Consider the following 17,310-nt stretch of genomic DNA (forward strand, 5'->3'; position numbering starts at 1 on the left):
AACTCATATCAATTCGCCTCCTGCAGCCGGGACCATCTGGGTCAAAGACATTTCGGCAATTTCCATCGCGATCATCACGCCATTTCGGAAGGGGGAGTGGACGTCGAAGAAAATGGCATCATGCAGCCAGTGATGCTGCACATGCTCTTCGGGAGTGCCCGACGCGAGCGCCAGCGTGATCGAGTATCGGCCTGTGCCAAGGTTGGGTAGTCGGAACCCAAAACGAGCCTCCAGCCGGTCGCCTGGTCGGCACAACAGTGGTGCTGATGCATAGCGGAGAAAGGTATTGTCCCCGAGCAGGGGCTGGCCGAGCCGATCCTTGATGATGAAGCCGGCGATGGGAGCATAGGTCTCGGCTTTGATGTTGATGCGGGCGGTAATCAGCAGATGCTCACCACCCTCGATCCAGCTTGGCCGCTGCCCGTCGGGATGGGTAAGAGAGACCTCGTAGATTTCGGCCTGACCGCTGCCAAAGCTGGTGCTCTCCGTCAGTGCGTTGAAGACGGCCGCGCTCTGATCTTCCGGCGGCAAGGGCAGAGCCATTTTCGGCCGTCTGACGGGTGGGGCGTCAGCCTCGATGGGACTGCGGTCCGGTGCGGTCGGCTGTCCGTCATTTTCCGCTGCCAATGGCTTGACTGGGGGCATGGTAGGATCGGCACTTCCCGTCGCCTGATTCATGATCGAGGCGGAATAAGCCTCGCACACGTCCTTCGCGGTCCCTTCAAGGACCAGGTTTCCCTTGTCGATCCAGATGGCACGATCGCAGAGGCTCATGACTGCCCCCGTGTCGTGCCCGCAGAAAAGGATCGTGCCTCGTTCGCGGAACCGACGAAGCCAGCGCAGGCATTTCTGGGAGAAATAGGCATCTCCAACCGCGAGGGCTTCGTCGATGATCAGGATCTCGGCGTCGACATGCGCGATTACGGCGAACGCGAGACGCATGACCATGCCCGTCGAGTAGGTCTTGACGGGCTGATCAACAAATTCGCCTATCTCTGCAAACGCCAAAATGTCATCTATACGCGCCTCGGCTTCCTCCCGCTTTAGGCCCAGGATGTTCGCGTTGAGAAACACATTCTCGCGTCCGGTGAACTCGGGATTGAAGCCGGAGCCAAGTTCAAGAATGGCCGCTACCTTTCCGTGGACGGAACTGGTGCCTCCTGTTGGAGTGAGCGTGCCGCACACGAGCTTGAGGAGGGTCGATTTCCCCGAGCCGTTGCGCCCGATGATGGCAATGCTCTCGCCGCGCTTCACTCGAAAGGATACGTCCCGGAGCGCCCAGAACTTCGTGAAGTAGGACCGCTCTCGCAGCGAGATGCCGAGCAGGCTGGCGAGCGGCTGCACAACGCTCTGCGCTCTGGGCACGAGCGCCTGCCACAGGCGGTACACTGGATCGGGGTAGATCAGATACGCCTTTGACAGCCCTTCGACGACAATTGCTTCATCAGAGGACATCGGAAAAGCCCGGCCGTAGTCGTTGGAAGACCCAAAACGCGAATGCAAGCGCCGCGGATGCCCACGCCAGAAATAGTCCTAATCGAAGGAAGTCAGGCGAGTGTCCATAAAGAACGACCGCACGGGCTTGTTCCACTGCCAAGGTCAGCGGGTTTACGGTGACCAGCCACCGGATTTTCTCTGGCACGGATTCGAGCGGATAGAAGATAGGCGTCAGGAAAAGGCTGGCGGTCACCAATAGGCCAAGCATCTGGGAGATGTCGCGAACGTAGGTGCCGAGCGCAGCAAAGAGGAAGACGAGAGCGATCACGAAAATCAGGAACGGGAGCAACACAAGGGGTAGTAGCATGACCGTCGGATGGAAGCTGCCGTTTAGCAGGGTGTTTCCGACGAGCACGATAGCAAGTCCGATCGCGGCATTGATGAGCGCCGTGCCCACGGCCACCACGGGCAAAATCTCGAGCGGAAAGACCACGCGCGTGACGTAGTTGGCATTGCCGACAATGAGAGAAGGCGCCCGGGAGACCGCTTCAGCGAAAATCGTATGAACGATCATTCCTGTTAGAAAGATGATGGCATAACCGCTCGTGCCGAGGTCTTCGGCACCTCCCGCCCACCGAGAGCGAAATACGACCGAGAAGACAAAGGTAAACACCATTGCCGTCAGCAGCGGCGTTGCAATTGCCCAGACCGTTCCGAGAATGTGGCCTCGAAAGCGCGCCTCGAACTCCCGCGACACCAGCCGTCCGATGAGGGTGCGGTGCTCCAGGGTGGATCGCCAAAGGTACAAGAGCGAGGTCGGATGCTGTGTCATAGGGTGGCGCCCGGGAAAGGCATGACCGAAGGATGAAGCGGACAGAGGTGGCTCACCTCAACCGCCTGTGATGAGCGCACAATCATGGGAGAGCCCCCCGAGATGCGGGGACCTGCCACCATACGGCCGCCCCATCAACGGCGCTCAATGGAGCGTCGATCCTGTGGGTGGACCGAAAGTTATCGACAGCCTGCGCGCAGTTCTTCAGGATGTAGTCGTCGATGATAACAAAGCCGCCTGGAGAGACCTTGTGGTAGAGTGCATTCAGAGCCTGAATAGTGCTTTCGTACATGTCACCGTCCAGCCGCAGGACTGCGATCTTTTCGATCGGGGCGGTCGGCAGTGAATCCTTGAACCACCCTTCGACAAACACCACGTTTTCGTCGAGCAGCCCGTAACGTCGGAAATTCCGCTCTACCTCCTCCCGGCTGACGCTGAGTGCGGCAAACGTGGAATGCGGATCGTTGGTATCAGCGGGATAGTTCTCCGGATCGGGCGGAGGCAGTCCGCGAAAGCTATCCGCAACGAAAACCCGTCGGGTCGGCTGATGATGTGCCATTAGGATGGCGCGCGCGTAAATGCATGTGCCACCACGCCATACCCCTGTTTCGATGAAATCCCCGGGGATCTTCTCGGCGATTGCGCGTTCAAGCAGCATGCGAACATTACGCAAGCGAGCCACGCCAATCATGGTTTCGGCTGTGGCGGGCCAGTCATATCCAACTGCTCGACGAATCTCGTCCTGCTGCGCTGTTCCTGTGTCAGAAATGGCCGCATCACCGTGGAGGGTGCCGGTAAGGACCTTTTCGAGCAGGCCGAGGTAAAGGTCGATCGCAAGGGCGCCGGTTTCGGGTCCCGCGATCAGTCGTTTCAGTGATGCAACCGCCTCATCCTGGCGACTGCCCACGGCGAGCAGATTTGCTCCGAGCAACTGAAGCGATTCGGCGATTGCCGCCCGCGTGTCCGTGATCTGGTTGGAAATCACCGTAGCTCGAGACGAGTCCGCTAATGCATGTTCTTCAGCGCGATGAAGAAGCGAAGATTGAACGGTGTCGAGGACGCGAAGAATGTCCGCGGCCGCTGCTGCGCTCTCAATATGCTCCGAAACCCTCGTAGCCCGCTCCATTTGCGGAAGCCTGGCATTCCACGCATCAAAATTGCGCTGAAGAGACGCGTCCATTTCGGAAAGCCTGGATAGAATTGCGTCATGCTGAACTTGCAGTGCCCCATTCCACTCATCCACGTGTCGTTGGAGAGTCTGGCCCAGAGCAGAAAGTCCTGCTGAAATTTCGCGATTCTGAATGTGAAGGGTCGCAAGGCGACCTTTCGTTTCTCCGCCAAATGCGCTCGTGAGCCAGTTCCGAATTCGGTTATGTAGCGCCATTCATATGGCCTTCTTTATTTTGGTCACCTACGCAACGGTGCCGGAGCGGACCGAGAGCCTGTGCCAGAGTCGCCTTGCGAGTGCTTTCGTGCTTGCGGGCAGCCTACGGCCCGCGCGTCGCACAAAGCGCTTGATTTTGATAATTGCAGTAACGGGACGTTCGATCGGCAGCGCGACTGGTACCGAGGTTTCGAAAAACGTCGGCGCAACCTCCGTCTCGGCAGGTGGAGCGACAACGGCAGGTTGGTTAATCGCTTCCGCTAAGGCACGAGATCTCGCTTCATAAGCTGCGCGCTCTGCCATCACAGCCGCCGCCAAGGCCTCCGCGCGCTCGGCAACCAGCGCCGTAACCAACTGTGAGACGCCTTCAAGCTCTTCAATCGCCGCAGCACTGCGTGGATCGGGCTCCTTTGCCTGACGTTCGGCCAGCTCTTGTATCGAATTGCGAATCGCGTCTTTCGCGAGCCGCGTCGTATGCCGTGAGGCTCCGATGAAGCCTCGCTGTCCGAGGTTTACCGCCAGGTCGAGAAGCGCTACTGTAGCAGGTTTGGATGATGATCGGCGCAGTTCTTCCGGGGTCAGATTGCCTGCGAAACGACCGAGCAGCTCATTGCACTCCGTGAGCACAATGTCCTTCATGCGATTTGTGCCCTGACCTTCGTGGCCGCGGGCAAAAACTCCGGCGGCCGGCAAATGGACGAACCGGTGCCGGGACGCAAGGCGGAACCATAGGTCGTAGTCCTGGGTGGTCCGAAGGGTCTCATCGAACAGGCCGGACCTATTGAATGCGGCTTTGGGCACCAGCAATGTGCAGCCGTGGAGGATGTTCTGCTCCGTAATGAAATAGCGGAAGTCTTCCGGCGCGACGTGAGGCATCCGTATCAAAGCGGCGTTCTCGACGGAACCAGTGAACACCGAGTAATCGCCGTAAACGATGCAGTTGAACGGATCGGGCTGCTCTGCAAGGAATTCTACCTGGCTGGCGACCTTCTCGGCGGAATAGAGATCATCGTGGCTGAGCCAGGAGAACAGTTCGCCCGACATTTCACGGATGCCACGGTTGAGGGCAGAGGCCACGCCGCCATTCGGCTTGCGCACGTAATGGATGCGTTCGCCGTAGCTCAGCGCGATGGCTTCCGTCGCTCCGTCATCATTTGAGCCGTCATTGACGACGACAATTTCGATATTGGGATACGTCTGCCTTATGGCGCTATCGATCGCTTCCCTGAGGAAGTCGGCGCCGTTGTAGACCGGAATGACGATGGAGACTTTCGGCTGGAAGTAGAGCGCGGCTTTGTCGGAGAGGGCCTTGCCGGCTGGAGCAAAGCGAGGGTCGGTTGCCATCGCAAATCCGTAGTGCTTGTAAAGTCGCCTTGCGCCGGCCTCCAGAATGCCAGGAGGAATGTCACGGTCCTCTGTCATGACCTTGGACACGTACTGGTTAACAGCGGCTGCCAAGGTTTCGGGATCCTGGCTACCGAGAATGTTGCCTGAGTGAGTGCGCACCAGACAGGTCACTTCGTCGATAGCTCCGAACAGGTGATGCTTGGCGATTCGCCGCCACAAATCCGTATCCTCAAAGCGATGCATTGCTTCATCGAAGACCCCGGCCTCGTCTAATACCGCACGGCGCACCATCACGGTGGGGAGCGTGATGGTCACAGGCTGGAAGAATGCGATGTCGGGGTAAATGTTTCCGGAAACAGAGGCGCGATAGACGAAGTTAAGGCTGTCTCCGTTGTCACCGATGCACGAGGCAGAGGTGTAAACGGCAACATAATCCGGGTGCTCGTCAAGGAACTGCACCTGCTTCGCCAGTTTTGCCGGAAGATAAAGGTCGTCGGAGTCCTGGAAGGCAATGTAATCTCCGCGTGCATGTTGCAGAGCGAAGTTGCGCGCGCTGGAGCGACCTCTATTCGGCTGTGAGAAGCACCTCAAGCGAGGGTCATCGAAGCTGCCAAGAACCGCTGGCGTCTCATCGGTCGAACCATCGTCGACGACGATCAATTCGAAATCCCGGTATGTCTGATCTAGCACGCTCGCAATTGCGTATCTGACCAAGTCGGCGCGATTGTAGGTAGGCAGTATGACTGAAACACGCGGGGATTGTGTCATTCAGGGCGCCTCAAATTGGCAAAACTTCCGGCAGGTCGGCGATCCGCCAGAGCCCGAGGCTCTTGTCGGACCAGTGGCCATCCCACTCGGTGCAATTTTCGTTGATGATGCGTATCGGCTTCGGGAAATTGAATGGGGGCAGCGACAGGTTCAGAGGTCTCCATTCTCCGGTTTCGATCTGAGCGTTTTCGGGTCGCAGCGGAAACGTCGTCGTGAGGATGTAGCCCGACCCGCTGGCGCGAAGATTGCCGTAAGCCGATCGAATGTGCTCGAACGAAAAATGGACAAGTAAATCGCGACAAAAAATCAGATCGACTTTCGGGATTTGCTCCTGGGCCACATCGTGCACAATGAATCGACGGTGATCATTGCCATACCTCGTCTGGTTGGTGGCAATCAGTTCGGGAACGATGTCCGCGCCGATGTAGTCGATTCCAAGATCGACGAAGCGCATCCAATTGAAGTCGCCGCAAGGCAAGTCCAGCATTGAGCGCGCGCCCACCATGGCGATGATTTCGGGTATCACTGCCCGGATGGTGGTCGTCTGGGATAGCTCCCCACCTTCGCCGGAACGAGAGTCAGCGCTGCCCCATTTGTTTTCGTGGAAGATACGATCAAACACGTCTCTCAATGCAGTTCCCCCGCCTTGCCTAGCATTTCAGCCCGATTACCCAAAATCGACAGCTAACGCAACGGTTTGGTGTACAATGGGACACTACCTGGAAGACTCTTCAGGGTGCCTCTCGATCAGGTTTCGGTAGTCCCGCACGACCTCGCGTTTCAACACGGAAGCGTCGAGCCGGTTTGAGACTAAAGTCCAATTCATCTCGGCAGCCGCGTCCACGAGCTCGTCATTAGAAAGCGCCTCGCGGATCCGATCGGCAATGACCCCTACGTCATCAGGTGGAATCGAAAAACCGGTCTTCCCATCTTGGATCCATTCCTCGCAACACGAGGTGTTGGTCTGAATTGGGAAAGCGCCCAGGGCCATCGCCTCGAGCATCGACGTGCTTATTGCATCCGAGACGCTGACGCCAAGGTAGCACCGTGCCGCAGCAAACAGCCGTAGCATCCTTCCGTGGTCGGCATATTGCAGGACTTCGATGTCCAAATCGTAGTATTTCCGCAGTTCGTCAACGCGCAGATAGATCGGCTCCGAAGGAGAGAAAACCAGGATCTTGTAGCCGGTCAACGCATCAGAGGCTTTCGCGAGAGCATCGAGCGCAACAAGTGCCCGGCCCGCGAAATGCTGGTAGCCCTTGACCATGATGAGACGACGCTTGGAGGGCGGGCGCAGCGAACGCAATTGCTTGACGGCCGGCAGGTCGAAGCCGCCGGAATTTGGCTTGACCGGCAGCACCTCGGCACCCATCCCCAGACTTTGAGCGATCTCAACGTCTCTGTGACACTCGCAGCTATAGTAGTCGATCGAAGAAAGCAGCTCACGTATCTGCTTCTCATGGGACGGGAAGTGCCTGTAGTAGAAGATGTCGCTGCCCCAGTTGGTCGCCAGCCATTTCGGGAATTTATCTTCACCAATGATCTTCTTGGCCTCCAGCACGTTATATCCGCAGTGCTGAAACTCCATTGAGTGGATCAAATCGGGCTTCAACTTTCTTATGAGCCGCGCGAGCACATGTGGACCATAGGCGAGCGGTGCCTGGGCGCCGGACGTTCCGAGAGGTGTCTTGAAGCCGTTGGCAACACGCGCGAACCTCGTGAGCATCGGGATCGGATAGATCGAGCGTTCCACGACCGAGCCGCTTAAGGGTTCTTGGTCGCCTTTGATGTTGAACACATGTCGCCGAGCAAATCGCTCCGCCGCTGCCAGTGTGGCCCGCGGACGGACGGTGAGCCAGGGCTGATGGACGGTTATGTCGCGGAACTCTGGAAGCAACGGCATCGAGTTGACGGGGAAAAGGTGCAGATCCCAACCCTGATCCGCAATCATGTTGACCCATCGCGCCGCATGCGGACTGGCTTGCATCGCAACAAAGAGAATCCGCGGTTTCTTCACGCGATAACCCGTTCAAAGATCGACTTGTACTGGCGTGCAATGGTATCGGCCGACAGCGTCTGCGCGACCGCTTCATTACGCCAGGTCGCACTTCCTTTGCTCTGGATGTGGTCGAATGCCTGCTCCAAGGCCTGCGAAATGTCGTCAACATTACCCGGCTCGGCATGCCAGCATCCGAGGGATCGGGTGAAATCTCTTGCCGCCCCTGGCGGGACGAGAGCAAGGATTGGCGTGCCTGACCCGACATAGTCAGCAAGCTTGCTCGGGAGGAATAAGTTCACCTTTACGTTGGCTTCGATGAGCACAAGCAGATCCGCACCAGCCATGTATCTGAGCGACTCAAGATATCCGACGTGCGGCGCATTGTTAACCATACCGCCGGGTAAGGAGGAGGCAGCATCCGAAGCAAGCATGGCCGGCTCAACCGGGCCGACAAGCTCGAGCGAAAAAACGCTTGCCAGCTCCGGTCGTCTTGTCAGCAGACCTTGCACGGCTGCGAAGAATGGCTCCGGCGTCCGCCGGCCGAACAGAGTTCCGACGTAACGAATCACAAAGCGATCGCGCGATCGCGGCTCTCGTATTCCGTAGAGTGAGCGATCATAGCAATGCCCGATGACCGAAAATTTGTTCTTGTCGGCGGTGCCTACCGCGTTAGCCATCATTCTCATGGAATAATGGGAGCTATGGATAATAGCGTCAGCGAGCGGCACGACCCGCTGCTCGAAGTGGGAATTCCAGCGATTTGTGCTCCAGTGGCGTTCCAGGGGGTTCCCGGCCCATGGGTCGCTGAACTGTGCGACCCATTTTACGCTAGGACGCTCGCTCTTTAATTCCATCATCACCTGGTTGATGGAATGAAATGGAGACCACGTCAGGATCGCATCGTAGCGGCTGAGGTCGAGGTTCAGCAGTGCATGGAGGGTTCGCCGGCTGTAGGTCGCCATGAGGTCCGGCAGCCGCAAAAGTTCACCACACTTCAACGTCCAGGAGCCGGTCTTTTTATAGTCGTCGACAAAGATTTTCTTCTCAAAGATGGCGTCTGCGTAAGGGACCAGATCGTCGCTCAGCGGAAGGGTGGAAGGAAAATTCCGGACCGTCACGACGTCAACCGAGACGCCAAGTTTGGTCATCGCCGCCATTGGCTTGAGGGCCACCGGGGTCATCTGCACATGAAGCGGAGGAAACGCGTAGGTCAGAACAAGAATTCGCACGCTGCCATCCGGTAATCAGTGATGCTATCTGAAGAATGACTTGATGGTCAGCACAGTCTCATCAGGTTGGTCTTCTTGCGTCAACCTCGACATCGGAACGTGGGAATCGTCTTGCTGGGCAGTAGCCGGACAATGCTGCGCCGCACATTTCGCGTTGTTGGTGAGAAATCTCACACTCAAGCGGGTCAGGAAAAACCGGCAAAGGCAAGGTCTCTAACCCGTCCTATTCGTGAGAGTGCGGCTTTTGGGCCCGATTGATGCGGCCGCACATCTTGTCTGACGAGGCGCACAGGATTGCCTTCGGCTTTTCGCCGCCTGACGACCGGTACTTTGCAACGCGCTTGAGGGATGGGTTGGGCGAACGGGGGCGGACGCCCCGCCGGTCAAGGACCGAGCGGCAGCAGCGCGCCGGGCAAGCCGCAGATCAGGTCGGCTTCGGGACATGCCGCGGCAAACGCAAGGCGAATGCGGCTCGTGGTCTCGACGACACGGGCGGCGATTTTCAAGAGCCGAAGACGCAGCGTCGCGAACTCGGCAGCGGCCAATTCCCGGGCTTTGGGAATGGCGTCGCGTACGGTCAGCATCAGCCAATAAGCGGCCGTATGGAGCACGAGACGGACCTGGTTGGCGAGCGCCGAACGGCAGCTGGTGCGATCGGAGGCGAGCTGCGTCTTATGCAGCTTGATCAGATTCTCGGCTTGGCCGCGCGCGCAATACAGGCTGTCGTAGATCCACTCGGCCGAGCCGACATCGAGGCTGGTGACGACGAAGCGGATGTCGAGGCCGAGCATCGTCGCCTCAATACGGGCGACAGTGCGCCGTTCGCGATCCCAGGACTTTGCCTTGTGGCGCGTCTCGGTATAGCCACGCAGAACCGGCAGGTTCTCGATGGCGCGTCGGGTGCGGATGTCGTCGGCGACCTCGTCGACTTTTCTGGCGAGAGGCTTGGTGCCGGACAGACCGAAGATGTAGTCGATGCCGTTGGTCTCGCACCACGCCATTGCCTCCGGCCGGGCATAGTGCCCGTCGCCACGGAACGTAATTTGCGTGTTGTGCCATCGCGTCCGGATATGCCGTACCAGGCGGCGCAGATGGGCACGCACCTCGACGCCGCCCGGCGTCTTGCCGGGCCGCAGCACGACGGCCACGGGCCGGCTCTTCTCCGTGTCGTAGACGTGGATCGGCAGGAAGCAGCGTTCGTCATAATGAGCGTTGAACAGCGAGAGCTGCTGATGGCCGTGGACGACGTCGCAGGTATCATCGATGTCGAGCGTGACGGATGCCGGCTCGCGCGGGTAGCTATCCATCCATGCGTCGACCAAAGTGTAGGTCAGCCGGATCACGTCGCGCAGGCGCGGAGCATTCTCCAGCCGCGACAGCGTCGGCTGGGAACACAAATCCCGGCCCGTGTCCGGTAGGCGACCGCAGGCCAGTTTGAATGCCGGATCGGACCTCAGATGATCGAGGTCGTCGGCGTCCTCGTAGCCGCAGCAGATCGCGAACATGCGCGCGCGGAACATATCGACCAGGCTGTGCACGACCCGCGTCGGATCGCGCCGATCCGGGAACACCCGGGCCAGATTGTCGGCCAAACCGAGACGCCGCTCGGCCATCGCCAGAAGCATCACGCCCCCGTTCGAGGTTAGGCGCCCACCATCGAAGGCAGCTGTGACTTTCTTGGCGTGAACGGCTGGAAACGAGAAGGGCGCAATCGTATCGTCGGTCATGGCGGGCGTGGCGTTCGCGGTTGGAGGTGATGGGGTGGCTTCGCAACCGAATCCTACGCCGCATCAGCGCTTTACCCCTCAGGCGCACTCTTACGAATAAGACGGGTTAAGTTGAAGAAAGATTGAGTGACTCCCGATCATTTCTGTGCCGAAACGTGGAGTCGCGGTCGTGCCGCGTCCAAAGAAACCGGCGCGAGCGGCCTATTAGACGCGGTAGGTGATCAGCCTCCGAAACGAGACTATCAAGCATGAAGAGATCGAGCGCGAGGCAGAGGTTTTATTTGTGTTGAATTCTTGCTTCTCGATAGTGGTCTGAAATCGTATCATCGGTCATGGCGGGCGTGGCGTTCGCGGTTGAAGGTGATGGGGTGGCTTCGCAACCGAATCCTACGCCGCATCAGCGCTTTACACCACGCTCGCCAGCCTCTCAGGCGCCCTCTTGCGAATAAGACGGGCTAACCCGTCCTATTCGTGAGAGTGCGGCTTTTGGGCCCGATTGATGCGGCCGCACATCTTGTCTGACGAGGCGCACAGGATTGCCTTCGGCTTTTCGCCGCCTGACGACCGGTACTTTGCAACGCGCTTGAGGGATGGGTTGGGCGAACGGGGGCGGACGCCCCGCCGGTCAAGGACCGAGCGGCAGCAGCGCGCCGGGCAAGCCGCAGATCAGGTCGGCTTCGGGACATGCCGCGGCAAACGCAAGGCGAATGCGGCTCGTGGTCTCGACGACACGGGCGGCGATTTTCAAGAGCCGAAGACGCAGCGTCGCGAACTCGGCAGCGGCCAATTCCCGGGCTTTGGGAATGGCGTCGCGTACGGTCAGCATCAGCCAATAAGCGGCCGTATGGAGCACGAGACGGACCTGGTTGGCGAGCGCCGAACGGCAGCTGGTGCGATCGGAGGCGAGCTGCGTCTTATGCAGCTTGATCAGATTCTCGGCTTGGCCGCGCGCGCAATACAGGCTGTCGTAGATCCACTCGGCCGAGCCGACATCGAGGCTGGTGACGACGAAGCGGATGTCGAGGCCGAGCATCGTCGCCTCAATACGGGCGACAGTGCGCCGTTCGCGATCCCAGGACTTTGCCTTGTGGCGCGTCTCGGTATAGCCACGCAGAACCGGCAGGTTCTCGATGGCGCGTCGGGTGCGGATGTCGTCGGCGACCTCGTCGACTTTTCTGGCGAGAGGCTTGGTGCCGGACAGACCGAAGATGTAGTCGATGCCGTTGGTCTCGCACCACGCCATTGCCTCCGGCCGGGCATAGTGCCCGTCGCCACGGAACGTAATTTGCGTGTTGTGCCATCGCGTCCGGATATGCCGTACCAGGCGGCGCAGATGGGCACGCACCTCGACGCCGCCCGGCGTCTTGCCGGGCCGCAGCACGACGGCCACGGGCCGGCTCTTCTCCGTGTCGTAGACGTGGATCGGCAGGAAGCAGCGTTCGTCATAATGAGCGTTGAACAGCGAGAGCTGCTGATGGCCGTGGACGACGTCGCAGGTATCATCGATGTCGAGCGTGACGGATGCCGGCTCGCGCGGGTAGCTATCCATCCATGCGTCGACCAAAGTGTAGGTCAGCCGGATCACGTCGCGCAGGCGCGGAGCATTCTCCAGCCGCGACAGCGTCGGCTGGGAACACAAATCCCGGCCCGTGTCCGGTAGGCGACCGCAGGCCAGTTTGAATGCCGGATCGGACCTCAGATGATCGAGGTCGTCGGCGTCCTCGTAGCCGCAGCAGATCGCGAACATGCGCGCGCGGAACATATCGACCAGGCTGTGCACGACCCGCGTCGGATCGCGCCGATCCGGGAACACCCGGGCCAGATTGTCGGCCAAACCGAGACGCCGCTCGGCCATCGCCAGAAGCATCACGCCCCCGTTCGAGGTTAGGCGCCCACCATCGAAGGCAGCTGTGACTTTCTTGGCGTGAACGGCTGGAAACGAGAAGGGCGCAATCGTATCGTCGGTCATGGCGGGCGTGGCGTTCGCGGTTGGAGGTGATGGGGTGGCTTCGCAACCGAATCCTACGCCGCATCAGCGCTTTACCCCTCAGGCGCACTCTTACGAATAAGACGGGTTAAGTTGAAGAAAGATTGAGTGACTCCCGATCATTTCTGTGCCGAAACGTGGAGTCGCGGTCGTGCCGCGTCCAAAGAAACCGGCGCGAGCGGCCTATTAGACGCGGTAGGTGATCAGCCTCCGAAACGAGACTATCAAGCATGAAGAGATCGAGCGCGAGGCAGAGGTTTTATTTGTGTTGAATTCTTGCTTCTCGATAGTGGTCTGAAATCGTATCATCGGTCATGGCGGGCGTGGCGTTCGCGGTTGAAGGTGATGGGGTGGCTTCGCAACCGAATCCTACGCCGCATCAGCGCTTTACACCACGCTCGCCAGCCTCTCAGGCGCCCTCTTGCGAATAAGACGGGCTAATAGTCGACTCTTATAGGGCTTGATTTGTTGATCGAGTGTGCTGTAAGGCTGCTACAATCAGTAGGGGAGGCGCTCTCGAGTGCTTCGTCGCGGGGTGGCGACCAAGCGTTGAATCTCAAGCGAAGCATTCGCGGCCAACTACCGAACGGCTCTGATGAAGAGTTGCGTGTTGACGTCTCACGGCCAGACATCGACACGAGCTACTTCTATTGGAGTAAGGGGCTGCATATTGTCTGTTCATCTCTTCATAAGTCGACTTCACAGTTTCATACGCCGCTTTTTCACGACTGTGCTTGCGGGTTCGGCGGGGCCTTCTGACGTCGCCCACCTGGACATCAGGTCAAAGTTCACAAAGGTTTACGAGCACAACGTCTTTGGTGGTTCCGAGTCCAGATCCGGTGAAGGATCCAACCTCAAGCAGACGTCAGTAATTCGCGTGGAGGTGCCGAAGCTCATTGCAGAGCACGGCGTCGGTACTCTGTTGGATGCGCCATGTGGCGACTGGCATTGGATGCGTGAGACAAAGCTGGGTGTGCCGAACTATATCGGCGTCGATATCGTCGCCCCTATGATTCAACGGAACACCGAGATGTACGGATCTGAGGGGGTCCGATTCCTCTGTGTGGATATTGCGAAGGATGAGCTGCCGAAGGCTGATTTGATCCTGACGCGCGATTGCCTGGTGCACCTGTCATTCGAAGACGCCTTTAGGGTTCTTGCCAATTTTCGACGCACCGGTGCGATGTATCTGCTCGCGACGACGTTCGTGGAGCGGGCGCACAATGATGACCTCGACGCTCGGTTTTGGCGGCCTCTCAACATGCAGGCGCCACCGTTCAACTTTCCAGCGCCTTTGAGGGTGATCAACGAGCAATGCTCGGAAGGGGGTGGCGCGTTCGCCGATAAAAGCCTTGGTTTGTGGAAGCTAAGAGACGTTCCCGCGTTCGAGCGACCGAGTGAACAGTCTTGAGCGCGCCTCTCCTGATCTACGCTCCGAATGTTCGGGCTGGAGGCGGATTAGTTCTTCTGCAGTCAATCGTGGCAGCGTGGACCGGTGAGCCGAGAGTGATCGCCGTTTTTGACGAGCGCGCCAAGGCAAACCTTTCCGTTCCTGAGGAGATACACGTAGAGTGGGTTCCGCCGGGGCTGCTGAACCGCCTCCGCGCAGAATGGCGTCTCGGGGCTGCCTTGCGGAGCGGAGCGCGCGTCCTTTGCTTTCATGGAGTGCCACCACTTTTTTTGAACGAGGCGTCGGGCTCGAAGCTTACGGTGTTTCTGCAGAACCGTCTCCTCGTCGAGAGTGGCTCGCTCCGCGATTACCCAATCCTGACCCGCTTGCGGCTTGAGGTCGAACGGTGGCTTCTCCGTCGCCGGGTACATTCGGTCGGGGAAATCATCGTTCAAGGACCGAGCATGAAGCGCGCACTTGCAGTCCTGGCTGGCGCTGTCGCTCATCGCCCTAGGATCCACGTCCGGCCGCTGGTGCCGAACGACATATCCGTGTCGGCAGTGACCTTCGGTCGCGCATTTGACTTCGTCTACCCGGCCGACGGCGAGCCTCACAAGAATCACGCCCGGCTGGTCGAGGCCTGGGAGCTCCTCAAGGAGGGCGGATGCCGGCCGAGCCTTGCGCTCACGCTCGGATCAAAGGATCAGGAGCTCTGGGCGCGCCTCAAAGTGCGCATCGAGAACACCGGCCTTGGTATCGTCAACCTTGGAGCGCTCTCACGTCAACAACTGGCGGAGGTCTATGGTGAGTCCGGAGCGCTCATATACCCGTCCACGACGGAATCGTTCGGATTGCCTCTCGCGGAGGCTAGAGCCATAGGGTTGCCGGTCATCGCCGGCGAGCTCGACTATGTCAGGGATGTTTGCGACCCTGTACAAACGTTCGATCCGACTTCGTCACTGTCGATCGCGCGGGCGATAAACCGCTACTTGAGGCGGGGAGACTGCCTACGTGAGTTTGAGACGCCAGAAGGATTCTGGAAAGCGTTGTCGGTAGACGTTGAGGGTGTGTCATGAAGACCCTGATCGTCACCCAGTATTTCTGGCCCGAGACCTTCCGCATTAATACGGTAGCAGAAGCGCTGCATCGTGCCGGCTGTGAAGTGACGGTGCTTACAGGACAGCCGAACTATCCTGACGGGACAATCTTCAAGGGCTATCGGGCCTGGCGCAGCGACCGGGAATTGCACCCAGCCGGCTACGAGATCTTCCGCGTGCCCCTGATCCCGCGCGGAAAGAAAACTGCGCTAACGCTGACGCTGAATTACCTTTCCTTCCTCGCGAGTTCAATCCTCGTCGGCCAGTGGCGGCTGCGCAAGAAGGAGTTCGATGTCGTATTTGTCTACGGAACGTCTCCGGTCCTGCAAGCATTGGCGGGAGCCTTCTTCAGCGCGAGAAAGCGGGCGGCTCTCATCGTATGGGTCCAGGATCTCTGGCCGGAAAGCCTTTCGGCAACGGGCTATGTCAAGAACCCGTACATACTGTGCGGAGTCGCGGGCCTTGTGCGCTGGATCTACCATCGTTGCGATCTGCTTTTGGTGCAGTCTCGCAGCTTCGTAGAGAGCACCTGTGCGATGGCCGGTGAAGTTCCGGTCGTCTATTACCCAAATCCAGGTGACGTTGAGCGAACTCCCCCAGAGCGCCCCCGAAACCCAGTTAGCCTCCCGAGCGGCTTCAACGTCACGTTCAGTGGTAATCTCGGGACCGTTCAGGCGGTGGAGACGATCGTGGAGGCCGCGGAGCACCTTCGCGACGAGCCGCACATCAACTTCGTCATAATGGGAAGCGGGAGCCGGCTTGGCTGGATCCAGCAGGAAATAAAGCGCCGCGCACTGGCCAATGTGTATCTCCTTGGCCGTGTCGAGCCGGAGGTTGCGAACGATGCGATGGCGCGCAGCGACGCGCTCCTCATTACGCTGAAGAATGTCGAGTCCCTCAAAAAAACCGTGCCAAGCAAGCTTTCGACTTACTTCGGGGTAGGACGACCAGTCCTTGCATGTATGGACGGAGAAGGTGCGGAGGTCGTCAGAGCTTCGGGCGCCGGCATCACCTGCGAGTCTGAGAATGCAGAGCGATTGGCCGCGCTGATTCTGGAGTTGAGGTCGATGCCGCAAGAAGCGAGAGATGAAATGGGAATGGCAGGTCGGCGATGGTACGAAAAGCACTTCGAGCTGATGCAGCTCACGGACGTGCTCGTTGATCACTTCAAGCAAGCCATGAATGGCCGCGATTTGAAATATACGAAAGAAACGATGGGAGATGGTCAATGACAGACGCCGACAAGCCGGCGATCCTGGTGCTCGGCGCTACCGGAATGCTTGGTAACACCGCGCTGCGCAGCTTCGCGCTCAGCGCGGACTACAGGGTGTTTGGTACCGCCAGAACGGACCGTCTGCTGCATTACTTGCCGGAAAAGTTGCGCGACAACATCCTTGTCGGGGTCGACGTCGAAGATTTCGACAACTTGCTCAAAGTCTTTGGCCGAGTACGGCCGGCGATCGTGATCAATTGCGTCGGCATCATCAAGCAGCTCTCGACTGCAAATGAGGCTCTTTCCTGCATTCCAATCAACTCGCTGCTTCCGCACCGCCTTGCGGCGCTGTGTGCTGCTGCGTCCGCAAGGCTCATACACATCAGCACGGATTGCGTGTTCAGCGGAGCGAAGGGCGGGTATGTAGAGAGCGATCCGGCTGACGCGCAGGATCTGTACGGACGCACTAAACACATGGGTGAGGTCGACTACGATAACGCGATAACGCTTCGCACCTCAATCATTGGACACGAACTTGGCTCTTCGGTCGGCTTGTTGGGCTGGTTCCTCTCCAGCAAAGGACAGGTGAACGGCTATCGGCGGGCTATTTTCTCTGGTGTGCCAACAATCGAACTGACCGAGATCATCCGCACCCATGTCATCCCGCGGCCGCAGCTGCGTGGCGTCTATCATGTCGCTGCGCAGCCGATCACCAAGTACGATCTCCTGCAGATGGTCGCCAAGACCTATGAGAAGGAAATCGAGATCATTCCGGACGAAAGACTCGTAATCGACCGGTCACTCAACGCAGATCGGTTTCATGCGGCAACCGGCTATCAACCTCCAACATGGTCGTCTCTGATCGAGAAGATGCACGCGTTCGGATGAACTAATCCAAAC

General features: G+C 58.8%; 13 protein-coding genes. 4 read left to right on the forward strand and 9 right to left on the reverse strand.

What is annotated here, in order from left to right; translation table 11 throughout:
- Positions 1-3: 3 nt before the first annotated feature.
- From EI171_RS19460 to EI171_RS19500, 9 genes are all read right to left on the reverse strand, one after another.
- A complete protein-coding gene (locus EI171_RS19460; RefSeq protein ID WP_161534422.1) occupies positions 4-1,455 on the reverse strand; it encodes an ABC transporter ATP-binding protein in 1,452 nt (483 codons plus the stop codon).
- Positions 1,445-2,269 carry an ABC transporter permease gene (locus EI171_RS19465; protein ID WP_161534423.1) on the reverse strand — a complete coding sequence of 275 codons (825 nt, stop codon included), beginning with the start codon at positions 2,267-2,269 and terminating at the stop codon, positions 1,445-1,447. The genes EI171_RS19460 and EI171_RS19465 overlap by 11 nt, the downstream gene beginning before the upstream one ends.
- 82 nt (positions 2,270-2,351) lie before the next feature.
- Positions 2,352-3,653 carry a TylF/MycF/NovP-related O-methyltransferase gene (locus tag EI171_RS19470; protein WP_246740584.1) on the reverse strand — a complete coding sequence of 434 codons (1,302 nt, stop codon included), beginning with the start codon at positions 3,651-3,653 and terminating at the stop codon, positions 2,352-2,354.
- Between the two features lie 27 nt (positions 3,654-3,680).
- Positions 3,681-5,768 (reverse strand): glycosyltransferase family 2 protein, encoded by a 2,088-nt coding sequence (locus tag EI171_RS19475; RefSeq protein ID WP_161534424.1) that lies wholly within the window; start codon positions 5,766-5,768, stop codon positions 3,681-3,683.
- A 10-nt stretch (positions 5,769-5,778) separates the two neighbouring features.
- On the reverse strand, positions 5,779-6,390 hold the full coding sequence (locus tag EI171_RS19480; RefSeq protein ID WP_161534425.1) for a class I SAM-dependent methyltransferase: 612 nt from the start codon (positions 6,388-6,390) through the stop codon (positions 5,779-5,781).
- Positions 6,391-6,483: 93 nt separating this feature from the next.
- Positions 6,484-7,785, reverse strand: coding sequence for a glycosyltransferase family 4 protein (locus EI171_RS19485; RefSeq protein WP_161534426.1), 1,302 nt, complete (start codon positions 7,783-7,785; stop codon positions 6,484-6,486).
- The gene (locus tag EI171_RS19490) at positions 7,782-8,996 is read right to left on the reverse strand and encodes a glycosyltransferase family 4 protein (protein WP_161534427.1); all 1,215 of its coding nucleotides are present in this window, start codon (positions 8,994-8,996) and stop codon (positions 7,782-7,784) included. The genes EI171_RS19485 and EI171_RS19490 overlap by 4 nt, the downstream gene beginning before the upstream one ends.
- 383 nt (positions 8,997-9,379) lie before the next feature.
- The gene (locus EI171_RS19495; RefSeq protein WP_161532339.1) at positions 9,380-10,723 is read right to left on the reverse strand and encodes an IS1380-like element ISBdi2 family transposase; all 1,344 of its coding nucleotides are present in this window, start codon (positions 10,721-10,723) and stop codon (positions 9,380-9,382) included.
- A 625-nt stretch (positions 10,724-11,348) separates the two neighbouring features.
- Entirely contained in the window at positions 11,349-12,692 is a 1,344-nt protein-coding gene (locus EI171_RS19500; RefSeq protein ID WP_161532339.1) for an IS1380-like element ISBdi2 family transposase, read from the reverse strand.
- A gap of 688 nt (positions 12,693-13,380) precedes the next feature.
- On the opposite strand from EI171_RS19500, the gene EI171_RS19505 reads away from it, so the two are divergent.
- The 4 genes from EI171_RS19505 (at position 13,381) to EI171_RS19520 (ending at position 17,298) form a co-directional block, all read left to right on the forward strand.
- The gene (locus tag EI171_RS19505) at positions 13,381-14,121 is read left to right on the forward strand and encodes a class I SAM-dependent methyltransferase (protein WP_161534428.1); all 741 of its coding nucleotides are present in this window, start codon (positions 13,381-13,383) and stop codon (positions 14,119-14,121) included.
- Between the two features lie 95 nt (positions 14,122-14,216).
- On the forward strand, positions 14,217-15,176 hold the full coding sequence (locus EI171_RS19510) for a glycosyltransferase (protein WP_161534429.1): 960 nt from the start codon (positions 14,217-14,219) through the stop codon (positions 15,174-15,176).
- Positions 15,173-16,429 carry a glycosyltransferase family 4 protein gene (locus EI171_RS19515; protein ID WP_161534430.1) on the forward strand — a complete coding sequence of 419 codons (1,257 nt, stop codon included), beginning with the start codon at positions 15,173-15,175 and terminating at the stop codon, positions 16,427-16,429. Before EI171_RS19510 ends, EI171_RS19515 begins: the two co-directional genes overlap by 4 nt.
- On the forward strand, positions 16,426-17,298 hold the full coding sequence (locus EI171_RS19520; protein WP_161534431.1) for an SDR family oxidoreductase: 873 nt from the start codon (positions 16,426-16,428) through the stop codon (positions 17,296-17,298). Before EI171_RS19515 ends, EI171_RS19520 begins: the two co-directional genes overlap by 4 nt.
- The last annotated feature ends 12 nt before the right edge of the window (positions 17,299-17,310 follow it).

It is taken from the genome of Bradyrhizobium sp. LCT2 (assembly GCF_009931255.1).
GTDB classification, from domain to species: Bacteria; Pseudomonadota; Alphaproteobacteria; order Rhizobiales; family Xanthobacteraceae; genus Bradyrhizobium; species Bradyrhizobium diazoefficiens.

Coding starts and splice junctions, on each gene's coding strand:
- EI171_RS19460 (WP_161534422.1), bottom strand. CDS start 1,455: ATGTCCTCTGATGAAGCAATTGTCGTCGAAGGGCTGTCAAAGGCGTAT.
- EI171_RS19465 (WP_161534423.1), bottom strand. CDS start 2,269: ATGACACAGCATCCGACCTCGCTCTTGTACCTTTGGCGATCCACCCTG.
- EI171_RS19500 (WP_161532339.1), bottom strand. CDS start 12,692: ATGACCGACGATACGATTGCGCCCTTCTCGTTTCCAGCCGTTCACGCC.
- EI171_RS19495 (WP_161532339.1), bottom strand. CDS start 10,723: ATGACCGACGATACGATTGCGCCCTTCTCGTTTCCAGCCGTTCACGCC.
- EI171_RS19520 (WP_161534431.1), top strand. CDS start 16,426: ATGACAGACGCCGACAAGCCGGCGATCCTGGTGCTCGGCGCTACCGGA.
- EI171_RS19515 (WP_161534430.1), top strand. CDS start 15,173: ATGAAGACCCTGATCGTCACCCAGTATTTCTGGCCCGAGACCTTCCGC.
- EI171_RS19475 (WP_161534424.1), bottom strand. CDS start 5,768: ATGACACAATCCCCGCGTGTTTCAGTCATACTGCCTACCTACAATCGC.
- EI171_RS19470 (WP_246740584.1), bottom strand. CDS start 3,653: ATGGCGCTACATAACCGAATTCGGAACTGGCTCACGAGCGCATTTGGC.